Raw genomic sequence first — 14002 nt, 5'->3', positions numbered from 1 at the left:
CTTCGGGTCGCGTTAAGGGCAGCGCCTTCACCGGCACAGGGGTGTAGCTCAGCTGGTAGAGCGTCGGTCTCCAAAACCGAATGTCGTAGGTTCGAATCCTATCGCCCCTGCCAAAACTTGCCCCGAGGCGCCCGAGCGCGTAGAGGCAAGGACGGTTGCGAAATGCAGGCGGCGGGCCGGCCGGAGAGAGCTCCGGGTGCGGTCCGCTTTCTTGTGTTTCAAAGAGTTCTGGTTTCATCTGAAAGAGCAGGCTGAGCGTGGCGAAAACCTCCCCCATCGAATTCGTGAACCAGGTCAAGGCCGAGTGGAACAAGGTCACCTGGCCGACCTCGCGCGAGACGGTGATGACCACGATCATGGTGGTGATCCTGACCACGGTGCTCGGACTTTTCTTCTTTGGCATCGACACGTTCTTTGGCTGGATCGTTCGCACGCTGCTGGGTTTGGCCGCGGGCCAGAGCTGATCGCCGCTCTCCCGACCAAGACGAATTGAGGAAACGATAAAATTATGGCGCGCTGGTACATCATCCACGCTTATTCGGGCTTCGAGAACAAGGTCCGCGAGTCCATCCTGTCCGAAGCCGAGCGCATGGGTCTGGCCCAGCTCATCGAGCAGGTCGAGGTGCCGACCGAGACCGTGACCGAAGTGAAGCGCGGCAAGAAGGTTCAGGTCGAGCGCAAGAACATGCCGGGCTATGTGCTCGCCAAGCTCAGCATGAACGATGATATCTACCACCTCATCAAGAACACGCCCAAGGTCACCGGCTTCCTCGGCAATTCCGGCAAGCCGCAGCCGATCAGCGAGGCGGAAGCCGCCCGCTTCTTCGGCGCGCGCGAGGAAGCCGCCGCCCAGCCACGTCACAAGGTCAATGTCGATTACGAGATCGGCGACAGCGTAAAGGTGATGAGCGGCCCGTTCGCCAGCTTCATCGGCACCGTCGAGGAACTGGACTTCGAGAAGAGCCGCGTGAAGGTCTCGGTTTCGATCTTCGGCCGCGCGACGCCGGTGGAACTGGACTTCGAGGAAGTCGAGCTTTCCAAATAAGGCTTTCGACAGCCAATTTTTCGAGCCGCCGGTCCCTGATCGGCGGCTCTTTTCTTGTGTCGGTCCCGATAACTCGCTCGTTATTCCCGCGTTCGCAGGAATAGCGGGAAGGAAACGCCGAACAGGCACAGACGCGCCGCGCCGGTCTTCAGCAGTCCTTTCCACCTCATCCAACCTGACCATCGCGCAGGGCGATTGCGTTGGCGCGGCGAATGATCCCTTGATTGCGCAAGCACCGCAACGGTGCCGCATCGGGAGAGATTGGGCGTGGCAGGGAGCAGGAGATCGTGGATTGCAGGCACGGCGTTGATGACGGCGCCGCTGCTCCTCGCGGGACAGGACGCCCCATCAGGCGGAATGCAGCCAGCCCATGTCACCAGCGAGCGGATGCGGGCGCCGGACGCAACCGCCAGCGCCGGCAGTTGGATGGCCTATGGGCGCAGCTATGACGAGCAGCGTTATTCGCCGCTCACCCAGATCAACGACAAGACCGTCCAAAGGCTGGGACTGGCCTGGTACGATGATTTGAACACCTATCGCGGCGTGCAGGCGACGCCGCTGGTGGTCGATGGCGTGATCTACAACGCCTCCGCCTTCAACATCGTGACGGCCTATGATGGACGGACCGGCCGCAAGCTGTGGACCTATGATCCGCAGGTCGAGCGACAGTGGGCGCGGCTGGCCTGTTGCGGTCCCTCGACCCGTGGCATTGCGGCGTGGAACGGCAAGATCTACGTCGCCGCGCTCGACGGCCGGCTGATCGCCGTGGATGCGCGGACCGGCAAGGAAGTCTGGACCGTTCAGACCTTCGACCGCGCGCACCCCTATTCCATCACCGGCGCGCCGCGCGTGTTCGATGGCAAGGTGGTGATCGGCCATGGCGGCGCGGACTATGGCGTGCGCGGTTTCGTCAGCGCCTGGGATGCGGAGACGGGTAAGCGGCTGTGGAAGTTCTACACCGTACCCGAAAACCCGGCCAATGGCCCCGACGGCGAAGCCTCGGACGCGGCTATGAAGATCGCCCTGCCGACCTGGCACGGAAAATGGTGGCAATATGGCGGCGGCGGCACGGCGTGGGACAGCTTCGTCTACGATCCGGCGCTCAATCTCGTCTACATCGGAACCGGCAATGGATCGCCGATCAGCTGGCATTTCCGCAGCGCGGGAAAGGGCGACAATCTGTTCCTCTGCTCCATCATTGCGGTCGATGCCGATACCGGCGCCTATCGCTGGCATTATCAGGCGGTGCCGGAGGAAGACTGGGACTTTACCTGCACCCAGCCGATGATGCTCGCGGACCTGAAGATCAAGGGCAAGACCCGCCCGGTCATCATGCAGGCGCCCAAGAACGGCTTTTTCTACGTGCTCGACCGCAAGACCGGGGAATTGCTCTCGGCCGAGAAATTCGTGCCGAGCAACTGGGCCAGCCATATCGACATGAAGACCGGGCGGCCGGTGCTCTATCCGGGCGTGCACCTGACGACGACGCCCCAGCGCATCACGCCGAGCCTGCTCGCAGCGCATAGCTGGCACCCCATGTCGTTCAGCCCGAAGACCGGGCTGGTCTATTTCCCGGCCATGGAACAATCCATCGTCTATGCCCGGCAGCGGGACGAGGATTTCGCCTTCGTGCCGTTCCGCAACAATGCCGGCTTCGATTATGCCGGCGCCACGCCGGAATGGGCCGCGCAGCGCAAGGCCTTGCAGGCAGAGGCGGATGCCATGGAGAAAGGCTATCTGCTCGCCTGGAATCCGGTCACACAGAAGAAAGCCTGGCGCGTGCCCTATTCACTCCCCGGCTCGGGTGGCACGTTGGCGACGGCGGGCAATCTCGTCTTTCAGGGCACCATCGAGAAGACCTTCGCAGCGTATCGCGCCGACACCGGGCAGAAGCTCTGGGACATGAATGTCGACAATGTAGCCATCGGCGGTCCAGTCACTTACGCCATCGACGGCGTGCAATATGTCGCGGTGAATGTCGGCTGGGGCGGATCGATCGTCGCGGGGCTAAGCAAGATTCCCGGCGGCTTCCGGGTGTCACCGGCGCGGTTGCTGGTGTTCAGGCTGGATGCAAAAGGCGTGACGCTGCCGCCCCTGCCGCCGCCGACGGCCCTGCCCCGCCCGCCCTTCCTCCGCGCCACCGAAGCGCAGGTGCGGCAGGGCGCCCAGCTTTATGGCGAGACCTGCGCCCGCTGCCATGGCGAGAATGCGCGCGGTGGACTCAAGGATCTGCGCTACATGACGCCCGATACCCGCGCGCACTTCCTCGATATCGTGCTGGAGGGCACCAAGGCCGATCTGGGCATGGCCAGCTTCAAGGGCGTGCTGGATAAGGCACAGGCGGAGGCGATCCACGCCTACCTCATCGCGCGCGGCAATGAGGATTGGCAGGACGACGCCGTGCGCAAGTGAGGGACTAGTTCGTGCGGCCTAGCCGCGCCGCTGGGCGAACCAGATGACGTGGCGCGGCCCCTTGCCGTTCTCTCGCGCCTTCACCGCCACCTCGTCGACGATGAACCCGGCGCTTTTCAGCCGGCGGGTGAAGGCTTCGTCCGAGCCGGCGGACCAGACGGCGAGAATGCCGCCCGGCTTGAGTGCCCGCATCGCCTGGGAGAGGCCGCGCGCGGCATAGAGCCGGTCATTGGCCGGCACGGTGAGGCCGTCGGGGCCGTTATCGACGTCGAGCAAGATGGCATCATAGCGCCCCTGCCCCTCTTCGATCAGCTCGGCGACGTCGCTGTGGACGAGATCGACGCGGGGATCATCCAGGCAGCCGGCCGCCAATTCGGCCATCGGCCCCCGCGCCCATTCGATAATCTCCGGCACCAGCTCGGCCACCGTGACCTTCGCCTGCGCATCGAGCGCGCCCAGCGCCGCGCGCAGCGTGAACCCCATGCCATAGCCGCCGATCAGCAGATGCCGTCCCGCGCGGGTCGGCAGCCGCTCCAGCGTCATCAGCGCCAGCGCCTTTTCCGATCCGCTCATCCGGCTGTTCATCAGTTCGTTGCGGTCCAGTACGATCATGAAATCGTCGCCGCGCCGGAACAGGCGCAGATCCTCGCCGCCGGGCACCTTCGCCGTGCCGAGATGTTCGCGGGGCTTCATATCGTTCCTTTCAACCGAGCCGTCCCTCTGGCAGACCCGGAGGCATCGCGCAAACGGTCCCGGCACTGTATGCCTCCGCGCGACTCTCCCCCTAATCCAATCCCCGGAGCTTCATGCGTTACTTTCTCGATACCGAATATAATGGTTTTGGCGGCGCCCTGATCAGCCTGGCCCTGGTGCCCGAATATGGCGATCAGGAGCTGTATCTCTCGCTCCTGCCACTTCCCGAACCGCTCCACCCCTGGGTCGAGCACAATGTGATTCCTTATCTGCGCCATGTGCCGACCGGGCTGGATTATGCCGTGGAGCGGGCCAATGCGTCCGAGCTGGTCGCCACCTATCTCGCCGGGGACAACGAGCCGATGATCGTCGCCGACTGGCCGGAGGACATCGCCCATTTCGCAACGCTGCTGATGACCGGCCCGGGCGAGATGATTGATGTGCGCGGCCTCCGCTTCGAGCTGGTCAACGCCGCCGGGTTCAGCAGCGCGCGCAACAGCCAGGTGCCGCATAATGCCCTTCACGACGCCCGCGCCTTGCGAGGCTTCGTGCTCTCGACAGATATCTGAACCGGGCGGCGCAGCAGGTATCGCTTGCCGCCGCCCGATAGATTGCTAACCATTAAAAGAATAGTTGCCTTACGAACGATTCGAGGCACAGCCGGAGAGGACAGCCAGCATGGCCAGCGCGCCCCGCTCGATCGATATCGCCACGTTCATCAATGAGCGGAAGCTCGGCCCGTTCAATTTCCGGCTGATCGTTCTCTCCTGGCTGATCACGGTGTTCGACGGGTTCGACATGATGCTGATCAGCTTCACCGCGCCCTGGATGCGGGATGAGTTGAGCCTTTCCACCCACCAGCTGGGCAATGTGTTTTCTGCCGGTCTGTTCGGCATGATGGTCGGCGGTTTTGCCTTCGCATACATCGGCGACAGGATCGGACGGCGACAGACGATCATCGGCGCCGCGTTCGCATTCGGTATTTTGACGACCGCCACCGCGCTGGCGCAGAGCTATGAAGCCCTTCTCATCCTGCGCTTCCTCGATGGCTTTGCCATTGGTGGCATGCTGCCACTCGCCTGGGCGCTCAACATCGAATATGTGCCCACCAAGTACCGCTCGACCGTGGTGACGGTGATCATGGTCGGCTACAGCCTCGGCTCCTCGCTGGCCGGGCCGGTGACCGTGTGGCTCGCACCCACCTATGGCTGGGAGGGCGTGTTCGTCTTCGGCGGCCTCGGCACGATCGTCTGCGCCTTTGCCCTGCTGTTCTGGTTGCCGGAATCGGTACGCTTCCTCGCCAGCAAGAACCTCAAGCCGGACCTCATCGCCAAGACGTTGAACAAGGTCGATCCCACGCTCGGCGCGACCGCGCAGGACCGTTTCGTGCTCAGCGACGAGAAGCAGGACACCAGCAACTTCACCGCCGCCAAGCTGTTCAAGGGCGACCTCAAATGGCTGACGCCGCTGCTCTGGCTGGCCTATATCGCCAGCACGCTGGCGGTCTATTTCAAGGCCAATTGGGGCCCGATCGTCTATGAAGATCTCAAATTCTCGCGAGAGACGGCGGCCTATGTCTCGTCAATCGGCGGCATCGCCGGGGCGGTGCTGGGCCTGCTGCTGATGCGCTTTACCGATGGCAAGGGGCCGCTCGCGGTCGCGGTCTATCCCGCCGTCGCCTTCCCGCTCCTGCTGCTGGTCGGCCTGGTGCCGATGGAACCGACGCTCTTCCTGATCGTCTCGGTCGCCGCAACCAGCTTCGTGGGCGGCGCGCATTTCGGTATCCTGTCGATTGCCGGCGTCTTCTATCCCTCCGCAATCCGGGCGAACGGCGCCGGCTGGGCAACATCCGTAGCCAAGATCGGCGGCATTGCAGGGCCGATCATCGGCGCGTTCGTGCTGGCGAGCGGCCTGCCGATCGTGCGCAGCTTTGCCATTCTGGCGCTGTGTCCTGCCGTTCTGGCACTGTGCGCGCTCGGCATCGGCATGATCGTGAAGCGCCGCAAAGCACCGGCGGACGTGATCAACACGGCGCAGCCCGCGCCGGCGGAATGAGCGGCGGCGCGACAACCTAAAAGCCCGGCTTCATCGGCAAGGGGAAATGCTCGCTGGTCTTCTGGGTGAAGCCGCGCCAATAGCGCGCCTCTCTCCTGAGCCAGTGCTACGAAAACCATGACGACAGAGCGCCTCTTCAAACCGATCCTCGCAGGCGCCCGGCTGATGCCGCGCCTGTTGGCGGTGATCGGCGCGACGGCGGGGATCGGGCTGACAATCGTGCTCTGCCTGCAATTCCCGATTGCCTCTGCCGATCTGCCGATCATCGTCGCGCCCATTGGCGCTTCGGCAGTGCTGGTCTTTGCCGTGCCGACCAGTCCGCTCGCCCAGCCCTGGTCGGTGGTGGGCGGGAACATCCTCTCGGCACTGGTGGGCGTGGCGGCGGCCCGCTGGATTCCGCCAATGGCGCTGGCCGCCGGCGTGGCTGTCGGGGGCGCGATCCTCGTGATGTCGCTCTGCCGCTGCCTGCACCCGCCCGGCGGGGCGGCGGCGCTGACCGCCGTGATTGGCAGCCAGGGCATTCACGATGCCGGCTATGCCTTCGCCTTCGCGCCCGTTGGGCTCAATTCCATCGCGCTGGTGTCGCTCGCCATGTTCTTCCATCGCATGACCGGTCACAGCTATCCGCATCAGCCGGCTGCGCCCGCAATCCAGAGCGCGCAGGTGCGAGAGGCATCAGGGCTGCACAGCGAGGATATCGACAAGGCGCTGGAGGATATGGACGAGAGTTTCGACATCAGCCGCGACGATCTCGCCCTGCTGCTCTCCCAGGCGGAGCTTCATGCGCTGGCGCGGCGTACCGCCGGGCAAAAGTGAATCGAGAAGACCGCTCTTTCCTTTTGCACCAGTCAACGCTATAGGCGCCGGCTTCCGGACGGTCTTGCAGGCCCGATGGAAGCCCATTGCGGGAGGACGACCCCTCAAGGTCAGCCGTTTGACCGCTAAGCTTGAACCGGGCGGCGCCATTGGCCCCGCCTTCTACAGAGTGAGTGTAATGGCCAAGAAAATTACGGGCTATATCAAGCTCCAGGTGCCCGCTGGAGCCGCCAACCCCTCGCCGCCTATCGGCCCTGCCCTGGGTCAGCGCGGCGTGAACATCATGGAATTCTGCAAGGCGTTCAACGCGGCGACCGAGAAGGAGCAGAAGGGTACGCCCCTGCCCACGATCATCACCGTCTACGCTGACCGCAGCTTCTCCTTCGTCACCAAGAAGCCGCCGGCAACCTATCTCATCAAGCAGGCCGTGAACCTCAAGTCCGGCTCCAAGGAGCCCGGCAAGGTCTCCGCCGGCAAGATCACGCGTGCCCAGCTCGCCGAGATCGCCGAAGCGAAGATGGTCGACCTCAATGCCAACGACATCGAGGCCGCGACGAAGATCATCGAAGGCAGCGCCCGCGCGATGGGCCTGACCGTGGTGGAGGGCTAAGAACATGGCAAAGCTGACCAAGAAGGCCAAGGCAATGGCCGCCGCAGTCGATGCGAACAAGCTGCACGGCGTCGATGAAGCCATCGCGCTCATCAAGAAGAACGCCACCGCCAAGTTCGACGAGACCGTCGAAGTCGCGATGAACCTGGGCGTCGATCCGCGTCACGCCGACCAGATGGTCCGTGGCGTCGTCACCCTGCCCGCCGGCACCGGCAAGGACGTGCGCGTTGCCGTCTTCGCCCGCGCCGACAAGGCGGATGCCGCCAAGGCAGCCGGCGCCGAGATCGTGGGCGCCGAGGATCTGCTCGAGCACATCCAGAACGGCAATTTCGACTTCGACCGCGTGATCGCGACGCCCGACATGATGGGTCTGGTCGGTCGCCTCGGTAAGGTGCTGGGTCCCAAGGGCCTGATGCCGAACCCGAAGCTCGGCACCGTCACGCCGAACGTCGCTGAAGCCGTGAAGGCTGCCAAGGGCGGCCAGATCGAGTTCCGCGTCGAGAAGGCCGGTATCATCCACGCCGGTCTCGGCAAGGCCAGCTTCACCGAAGCCGACCTGCGCAAGAACTTCGACGCCTTCGTCGATGCCATTGTGAAGGCCAAGCCCTCGGGCTCGAAGGGCAAGTATGTCCGCAAGATCGCTCTGTCGTCCTCGATGGGCCCGGGCGTAAAGGTGGACGTGGCTCAGGTCGCCTCGGCCTGATCTCACCCAATTCTAAAAACGCCCCGCCCGGTATCCACCGCGGCGGGGCTTTTTTATTGCCCGATGTTATGATCTGAATTGGCGGTGTGATTAGGCGTTTGTTCGTAAAGCGCCTGTTAACCCTGCGATGGCATTGCTTGGCGAGGCACGCGACGATAGAACTCAGATGAAAAACAGGGAAATTGGGGTGAAGAAGCGACATCCAACTGCTGGACAGGATGCCTATGACCGGGTGTCGAAACAGCTCAATCTGGCGGTTCGCCTTCTCGGCTTCTGGATCGCTCTTGTCAGCCTGTTCTTCCTCTTTCAGGCGCTCGATTATCGCGGGTTGATCGCGCGACTGGCCGAATGGCAGTTTCTTCATTTCGATCGTTACTGGCCCACCCTGACCTTCGTCGCGGTGACGGCATTGTTCTCTGCGCCGCTCATCGCTGCGGTGTGGCTGCTGCGCACGCGCCAGCGCCGCACCGAATCCTTCGGCCCTGCCCGGCAGGACGATCTGCGCATCGTTAAGGGACGCCTCGCTCGCCTCCAGGGCTTTTTCGCCGGCGTTTGCGTTGGCAGCCTGCTTGCAGCGGTCATTGTGCTGATCCTGCGGCTGCAATTGCCATCCGATGAGGGCACCCCACGCAGCATCGTCGTCGGCTCGCCCGATGCGATCGCGCCGGTGGAAGGCCGCGCCGTCATCACGGGCAGCATCGATCTGCGCGAGACGGCGCAGTTCAATGAGGATCTGCTGCTGGTCAAGCGCTCGCTCTATTTCGCGCCGGTTCGTTCCGGGCCGGACGATCGCTCGCCGCTGCGCTACTTTGTCGAGGTGCGGCGCAACGATGTGCCGGAAGGCTATCATCCCATCACCTTCCCCAAGGATGAGGACCTGGTGCGCGTCTGGCGGTTCCGCCTCTCGCACCTCGTCTTCACGCCCTATCTCGACGGCGTTCTGCGGCGCGAGGCCCTGCCGGGCGAGATCGTCAACCTGTATCGGCATGCGGGTTATGACGTCGAAGACGATAATTTCGTGCTGTTCAGCGGGCTCGACAAGCTGACGTGGCGCTACAACGTCCTTGCCGCCGAATTCGGGATTTCGGCTCTCATTTCCGGCCTTGCCGCCTTCATCTTCGGCCGCCGCCGCCGCCGGGTGAAGCAGCGGATGGAGGACGAAATCGAGGCCTCCCGCACGGCACAGGCGCCCGCCTGACCGCGCTTTCTTAATGCCGCGCTAACTCAATCTCGAAACCGCTTCTTGGGTGAGTCGGGGTGATGATGCGGCATGATTGGCATCCATCTCGAATTCGGTAGCATCATGGCGGCAATGGCATCCATTGCCGTCGCGCTGAGCAACCCGTTCACGGATCACCAGAACATCCAGAAGGAAGCCGCCGCAAACATCGCTGTGCCGGAGGCCGCAGTTCTGGATGCCCCGGCCATCCAACTACCTGCCAACACCGTGCAGCGCCATGCCGACGGCCTCTTCTATGTCGAGGCGAAGGCCAATGGCCACTCGATCCGCTTCGTGGTGGATACCGGCGCGACGGTCGTCGTGCTCAATCGGGCCGACGCGGCCAAGCTCGGCCTGACTTATGAGAGCCTGCCCGGTCGCGCACAGATGCGCACCGTCAACGGATCGTCCGCGATGCGCTGGGCGAAGATCGAGCGGATGGAAATGGCGGGCAAGCGCATCGAGCAGATCAGCGCCGCCGTGGTCGATGGCGCCCTGCCGGTTTCGCTGATGGGCCAGAATGCGCTGCAGCAACTCGGCACCGTCACCCTGAGCGGCGACACCTTGACGATCCACTGAACCGGGCTTCCCAGCCAGACCGATCCCGCCGCGCAATCGGCAAAGAAAAGGCCAGCCCCCCCGGACTGGCCTTTTCAGCGGGAAACGCGTGTGAAGCCGGCCATCAGCTGGCGGCGAAGGTAACCTTCACCGGATTGCGGCGACGCATCATCGTGCCGGCCAGACCGAAGCCCGCGATCATCAGCGCCCAGGTCGACGGCTCGGGAACCGAACCGAACACCGGCGGCACAAAATCGGGCAAGGGAATGGGAATGCCAGGGATGAACCCGCCGCCACCGCCCGTACCACCAGTGGGCGGCGTGAAGGAGGCCATGGAGGGCTCCAGCGACGGCTGCGTCACGATCAGCGGGCTGTTGAGGTTCGATACGAAATCGGCAGCTTCCGGCTCGGCGAAGAAGGCGGTCGGCGCGACCGGCGACTTGTTCGGCGCCGCGGTCGGCTTCTGCGCGAATGGGCTGCTGCCCTGGTTGCGAGAACGGCCAGGACCGCAATCGGCGCGATTGACCAGCTGGGTCAGGTCACCCTTTGAATTGACGAATTCGGGCGCGCAGCCATCGCGAAGATAGCCCATGATCGCGGAGCGCAGCGACGTCTCTTCCGGCGCGGGCACGGCGACGAACGCCGAGGCGAACTCAGGGATGGTGAACATCCGGCGCTCATTGTGCGGCGCGGCTGCGATCAAGGCGCTGGCCACCACGGCCAGACCGATCAAAGCTCGGTGCCGTTCAATTTCACGGCGCGCCCAACGGAGCGAGTCTGTCGATAAGCTTTCCATGAACCCGTGCTAAACCTGCGGTGGAAAGAATTAAAGCGCTTTAACCTTCTTTTCCCACGTCTTAACCACCTTTGCGCAGATGGCCGACAGACGTTGCCAAAGGGTCACAAATTAGGCGCCCACCGCCCTCCCCGGCTCCCTCGCCGTGGCCGGAATCGGAAACGGCTTGCTTTTCACCGCCGTCGCGCCTATCGGGCCTTCGCTCACCGGGCCCGTCCCGGTGCACCGTCCGAGACAGCTGGTGATGGGATCTGCCCATCTTAATGCCCAGCCGAGACGGGGAAAAGTTCTTGCCGGACGGCGCTCCGCTTCGATGCGCAGCTCAATCCGGGTCTGTCCGCACTCTCGTGCTGGACCAGTCAACCCTTCCCCTCGGACTGCTTCGCCGCATGCGGCCCATCTCGGGTCGTGCGCGGCACATGTGTGAACGCGGCCGGGCCTTCCGGGCCTTGCCGCAGAGGAGAATGGCATGGATCGCAATGAAAAGACCGAGGTCGTTTCCGCGCTTCACGAATCTCTGAAGGAAATGGGCGTGGTCGTCGTGACCCGCAATCTGGGCCTCAGCGTGGCTCAGTCGACCCAGCTCCGTCAGAAGATGCGCGATGCGGGTGCGACCTACAAGGTAACGAAGAACCGCCTTGCCAAGATCGCCATCAAGGACACCGATTATGCCAGCATCGAAGAGATGCTGGTTGGACCGGTGGGCCTGGCGACGTCTTCCGATCCGGTTGCGGCTGCAAAGGTCGCGATCGATTTCGCCAAGACGAACGACAAGCTGGAGATCGTCGGCGGCGCCATGGGCACTACGCTCCTGGACGCCAATGGCATCAAGGCGCTGGCTTCGATGCCGTCGCTCGACCAGATGCGCGCAACGCTGATCGGCCTCATTCAGGCCCCGGCGACCAAGCTCGCAGTCGTCACCAAGGAACCGGCCGCGCAGCTCGCGCGCGTCTTCAACGCTTATGCCACCAAGGATGCTGCCTGATCTTCAGGCCGCCTCCCCGGCAGACAGTTGCAATCAATTGACTTGGGCCAGACCCGGCCCCGCTAGAAAATGGAGTGAATTACATGGCTGATATCAACTCGCTCGTCGACCAGCTCTCCGCGCTGACCGTTCTCGAAGCTGCTGAGCTGTCGAAGGCTCTCGAAGAGAAGTGGGGCGTTTCCGCTGCAGCCGCAGTCGCGGTTGCTGCGCCCGCCGGTGGCGCCGGTGGCGATGCCCCCGCTGCTGAAGAGAAGACCGAGTTCGACGTGATCCTCGTCAACGACGGTGGCAAGAAGATCAACGTCATCAAGGAAGTCCGCGCCATCACCGGTCTCGGCCTGACGGAAGCCAAGGCGCTCGTCGAAGGCGCGCCGAAGGCTGTGAAGGAAGGCGTGAACAAGGCGGAATCCGAAGAGCTGAAGAAGAAGCTCGAGGAAGCCGGCGCGACCGTCGAGATCAAGTAAACTTGATGGGAGGGGAGCGGCCCGGCCGTTCCCGCCCGACAAAAGAAGCGCGTCCGGAGCGATCCGGGCGCGCTTCTTTTTGCGTTTGAGGGATCGTCGCGTGGATCAGGCGTGATCGATGGGCGCCCGGAGGCCGATCAACGGCGTGTGGCAGCCTCGGCCTTCATCGCCTCGATGGCTTCGCGCAGCGTCGGGTAGCGCGCCCGGTCGCCTCCCTCTCGGGCAGCGGAGCGCTCAGCCCGTCCATAGTCGGTCAGGGCCAGCGGCCCCTGCCGCCCGCGCATTCCCAGCCGCCAGAAGAGCAGACTGGCGAGCAGCACCAGACCGGCGATGAAGCCGATCTGCTGCCACGGCGCGGAGAGATATTGCGCCAGACCGAGGCCTTCCGCCTTGCCCTGCGTGCGCTGCAAGGTGGGGCCCGCCGGCCCGGCGCCCATCGGCACTGCGGACAGCGCGATCGGTACGGGTGGCCCATCTGCGCTATTCATGGCAGGCGCCCCGGCCACGCTCTCATTGGCCGGCGCGACATCCTGCGCCATAGCCACCGCCTTTGAACCAGAGTCCAGCAACTCCGGGCGCGCCGTGCGCACATCCTCATAGGAGCGCGCCAAGGGATCGCGGCTCTCCGGGCGATAGGCCGGCAATTCGCTCACCGGCCGCGCGAGGCGGTCGCGCGACTCCGGCCGCGCGGAGGGCTGCGCCAGACGGTCCCGGCTCTCGGGCCGCACCTCATTGGCAATCAGCATCGGTGCCCGCACCTGATTATCCTGCCCGAAGGCAGGCGGGAGCAGCAGGCTGGTGAGCTTCTGGAAATCGAGAAGGCTGGAGCTTGCCCGGACAAACGCAGTTTCCGCTTGCCCTGCCGCCGGACTCACGGCGAGAAGGCAGGCGATCGACGCCATCCCTGGAAAGACAACAGGCAATCTCATTATGACCCCACCGACCCATTTCGGGACAGACTGCGATCAGCATATCGTCGCGCCAATGTAAAGCGTGAGGGACAAAAGGCGCCCTGTGCCGCCCGATCCTTGCGCCGACACGTGCGGCCTGCGCCAGCCGATTATCGAAGGGACACATCATCATGGCCGAGACATCTTCTCTGACCACGACGAACAATGACGACCTCAAAGCGCTGGTGCGGACCGTCCCGGACTATCCGATTCCCGGCATCCAGTTTCGCGACGTTTCGACCCTGTTGCTGGATGGCGAGGGCTTTCGGGCGACGATCGACCGGATCGCGGCATTGGTCGATCCAGCGCAGGTCGACCTCATCGCCGGCATCGAGGCGCGCGGGTTCATCGTCGCAGCCGGACTCTCCTACAAGCTCGGCAAGGGCAAGCTGATGCTGCGCAAGTCCGGCAAGCTGCCCGGCGCGACGGTCGGCATTGATTATGCGCTCGAATATGGCACCGACCGGATCGAGATGCATCAGGGCGCCGTGCGGCCGGGGCAACGGGTGCTGCTGGTGGACGACCTGCTGGCGACCGGCGGGACCGCGCTCGCCGGCGCCGCCTTGCTGCGGGGCGAAGGTGCCATTGTCGATCAGGCGGCGTTCGTCATCGACCTGCCCGAGCTGGGCGGCGCGGCGCGCCTCAGGGACGTGGGCATCACACCCCTCTCCCTCATCACCTTTGAGGGGCATTGAG

At 64.0% G+C, this 14002-nt stretch carries 16 protein-coding genes and 1 tRNA gene; 14 read left to right on the top strand and 3 right to left on the bottom strand.

Translation table 11 applies throughout. The features are described from left to right. Positions 1-37: 37 nt before the first annotated feature. The 4 genes from M2336_RS11785 to M2336_RS11770 all read left to right on the top strand — a co-directional run bounded on the left by M2336_RS11785 (position 38) and on the right by M2336_RS11770 (position 3457). Positions 38-113 (top strand) — tRNA-Trp (locus M2336_RS11785). A 144-nt stretch (positions 114-257) separates the two neighbouring features. Next, entirely contained in the window at positions 258-464 is a 207-nt protein-coding gene (gene secE / locus M2336_RS11780) for a preprotein translocase subunit SecE (protein WP_181559485.1), read from the top strand. 44 nt (positions 465-508) lie between these two features. Then, positions 509-1045, top strand: a complete 537-nt coding sequence (gene nusG / locus M2336_RS11775; protein ID WP_181559484.1) for a transcription termination/antitermination protein NusG — start codon at positions 509-511, stop codon at positions 1043-1045. Positions 1046-1402: 357 nt separating this feature from the next. Then, complete coding sequence (locus tag M2336_RS11770) at positions 1403-3457, top strand: PQQ-dependent dehydrogenase, methanol/ethanol family (RefSeq protein WP_264593017.1); 2055 nt, start codon at positions 1403-1405, stop codon at positions 3455-3457. Between the two features lie 18 nt (positions 3458-3475). Here the strand turns inward: M2336_RS11770 and M2336_RS11765 are convergent, their stop codons facing one another. Beyond that, a complete protein-coding gene (locus M2336_RS11765; RefSeq protein WP_264593016.1) occupies positions 3476-4150 on the bottom strand; it encodes a spermidine synthase in 675 nt (224 codons plus the stop codon). Between the two features lie 113 nt (positions 4151-4263). Between M2336_RS11765 and M2336_RS11760 the strand changes: the two genes are divergently transcribed. The 7 genes from M2336_RS11760 (at position 4264) to M2336_RS11730 (ending at position 10132) form a co-directional block, all read left to right on the top strand. Then, positions 4264-4719, top strand: coding sequence for a hypothetical protein (locus M2336_RS11760; RefSeq protein WP_181559481.1), 456 nt, complete (start codon positions 4264-4266; stop codon positions 4717-4719). Between the two features lie 109 nt (positions 4720-4828). Next, complete coding sequence (locus tag M2336_RS11755; protein ID WP_264593015.1) at positions 4829-6205, top strand: MFS transporter; 1377 nt, start codon at positions 4829-4831, stop codon at positions 6203-6205. A 117-nt stretch (positions 6206-6322) separates the two neighbouring features. Then, complete coding sequence (locus M2336_RS11750) at positions 6323-7021, top strand: HPP family protein (RefSeq protein WP_264593014.1); 699 nt, start codon at positions 6323-6325, stop codon at positions 7019-7021. 178 nt (positions 7022-7199) lie between these two features. Then, positions 7200-7631, top strand: a complete 432-nt coding sequence (rplK, locus tag M2336_RS11745) for a 50S ribosomal protein L11 (RefSeq protein ID WP_181559478.1) — start codon at positions 7200-7202, stop codon at positions 7629-7631. A gap of 4 nt (positions 7632-7635) precedes the next feature. After that, positions 7636-8334 carry a 50S ribosomal protein L1 gene (rplA, locus tag M2336_RS11740; RefSeq protein ID WP_181559477.1) on the top strand — a complete coding sequence of 233 codons (699 nt, stop codon included), beginning with the start codon at positions 7636-7638 and terminating at the stop codon, positions 8332-8334. Between the two features lie 187 nt (positions 8335-8521). Further along, entirely contained in the window at positions 8522-9532 is a 1011-nt protein-coding gene (locus tag M2336_RS11735; protein ID WP_264578740.1) for a hypothetical protein, read from the top strand. Between the two features lie 72 nt (positions 9533-9604). Then, positions 9605-10132: a TIGR02281 family clan AA aspartic protease gene (locus M2336_RS11730; protein WP_264572658.1), complete on the top strand. Its 528-nt coding sequence runs from the start codon at positions 9605-9607 to the stop codon at positions 10130-10132. Between the two features lie 103 nt (positions 10133-10235). Here M2336_RS11730 and M2336_RS11725 read toward each other — a convergent pair whose 3' ends face one another. Beyond that, complete coding sequence (locus tag M2336_RS11725; RefSeq protein ID WP_264593013.1) at positions 10236-10781, bottom strand: PEPxxWA-CTERM sorting domain-containing protein; 546 nt, start codon at positions 10779-10781, stop codon at positions 10236-10238. Between the two features lie 595 nt (positions 10782-11376). Here M2336_RS11725 and rplJ point away from each other — a divergent pair. Both rplJ and rplL read left to right on the top strand, forming a co-directional pair. Continuing rightward, on the top strand, positions 11377-11892 hold the full coding sequence (gene rplJ, locus M2336_RS11720; RefSeq protein ID WP_181559473.1) for a 50S ribosomal protein L10: 516 nt from the start codon (positions 11377-11379) through the stop codon (positions 11890-11892). Positions 11893-11975: 83 nt separating this feature from the next. Then, positions 11976-12356, top strand: a complete 381-nt coding sequence (rplL, locus tag M2336_RS11715) for a 50S ribosomal protein L7/L12 (protein ID WP_181559472.1) — start codon at positions 11976-11978, stop codon at positions 12354-12356. 137 nt (positions 12357-12493) lie between these two features. Here the strand turns inward: rplL and M2336_RS11710 are convergent, their stop codons facing one another. Then, the gene (locus tag M2336_RS11710) at positions 12494-13285 is read right to left on the bottom strand and encodes a hypothetical protein (RefSeq protein WP_264593012.1); all 792 of its coding nucleotides are present in this window, start codon (positions 13283-13285) and stop codon (positions 12494-12496) included. A gap of 152 nt (positions 13286-13437) precedes the next feature. Here M2336_RS11710 and M2336_RS11705 point away from each other — a divergent pair, with 152 nt between their 5' ends. After that, positions 13438-14001 (top strand): adenine phosphoribosyltransferase, encoded by a 564-nt coding sequence (locus M2336_RS11705; protein ID WP_264572655.1) that lies wholly within the window; start codon positions 13438-13440, stop codon positions 13999-14001. The last annotated feature ends 1 nt before the right edge of the window (position 14002 follow it).

This window comes from Sphingobium sp. B1D7B, from assembly GCF_025961965.1.
Taxonomy (GTDB): Bacteria; Pseudomonadota; Alphaproteobacteria; order Sphingomonadales; family Sphingomonadaceae; genus Sphingobium.
Note: the sequence above shows the minus strand (reverse complement) of the source record. Positions and strands in the feature narration are given on the sequence as shown.

Bases quoted from the DNA above. Each gene is read 5' to 3' on its own strand.
- M2336_RS11755 (WP_264593015.1), top strand. From the start codon at position 4,829: ATGGCCAGCGCGCCCCGCTCGATCGATATCGCCACGTTCATCAATGAG.
- M2336_RS11730 (WP_264572658.1), top strand. From the start codon at position 9,605: ATGATTGGCATCCATCTCGAATTCGGTAGCATCATGGCGGCAATGGCA.
- rplA (WP_181559477.1), top strand. From the start codon at position 7,636: ATGGCAAAGCTGACCAAGAAGGCCAAGGCAATGGCCGCCGCAGTCGAT.
- M2336_RS11705 (WP_264572655.1), top strand. From the start codon at position 13,438: ATGGCCGAGACATCTTCTCTGACCACGACGAACAATGACGACCTCAAA.
- rplL (WP_181559472.1), top strand. From the start codon at position 11,976: ATGGCTGATATCAACTCGCTCGTCGACCAGCTCTCCGCGCTGACCGTT.
- M2336_RS11760 (WP_181559481.1), top strand. From the start codon at position 4,264: ATGCGTTACTTTCTCGATACCGAATATAATGGTTTTGGCGGCGCCCTG.
- M2336_RS11765 (WP_264593016.1), bottom strand. From the start codon at position 4,150: ATGAAGCCCCGCGAACATCTCGGCACGGCGAAGGTGCCCGGCGGCGAG.
- M2336_RS11710 (WP_264593012.1), bottom strand. From the start codon at position 13,285: ATGAGATTGCCTGTTGTCTTTCCAGGGATGGCGTCGATCGCCTGCCTT.
- M2336_RS11770 (WP_264593017.1), top strand. From the start codon at position 1,403: ATGCAGCCAGCCCATGTCACCAGCGAGCGGATGCGGGCGCCGGACGCA.
- nusG (WP_181559484.1), top strand. From the start codon at position 509: ATGGCGCGCTGGTACATCATCCACGCTTATTCGGGCTTCGAGAACAAG.
- M2336_RS11725 (WP_264593013.1), bottom strand. From the start codon at position 10,781: ATGTTCACCATCCCTGAGTTCGCCTCGGCGTTCGTCGCCGTGCCCGCG.
- rplJ (WP_181559473.1), top strand. From the start codon at position 11,377: ATGGATCGCAATGAAAAGACCGAGGTCGTTTCCGCGCTTCACGAATCT.
- rplK (WP_181559478.1), top strand. From the start codon at position 7,200: ATGGCCAAGAAAATTACGGGCTATATCAAGCTCCAGGTGCCCGCTGGA.
- M2336_RS11750 (WP_264593014.1), top strand. From the start codon at position 6,323: ATGACGACAGAGCGCCTCTTCAAACCGATCCTCGCAGGCGCCCGGCTG.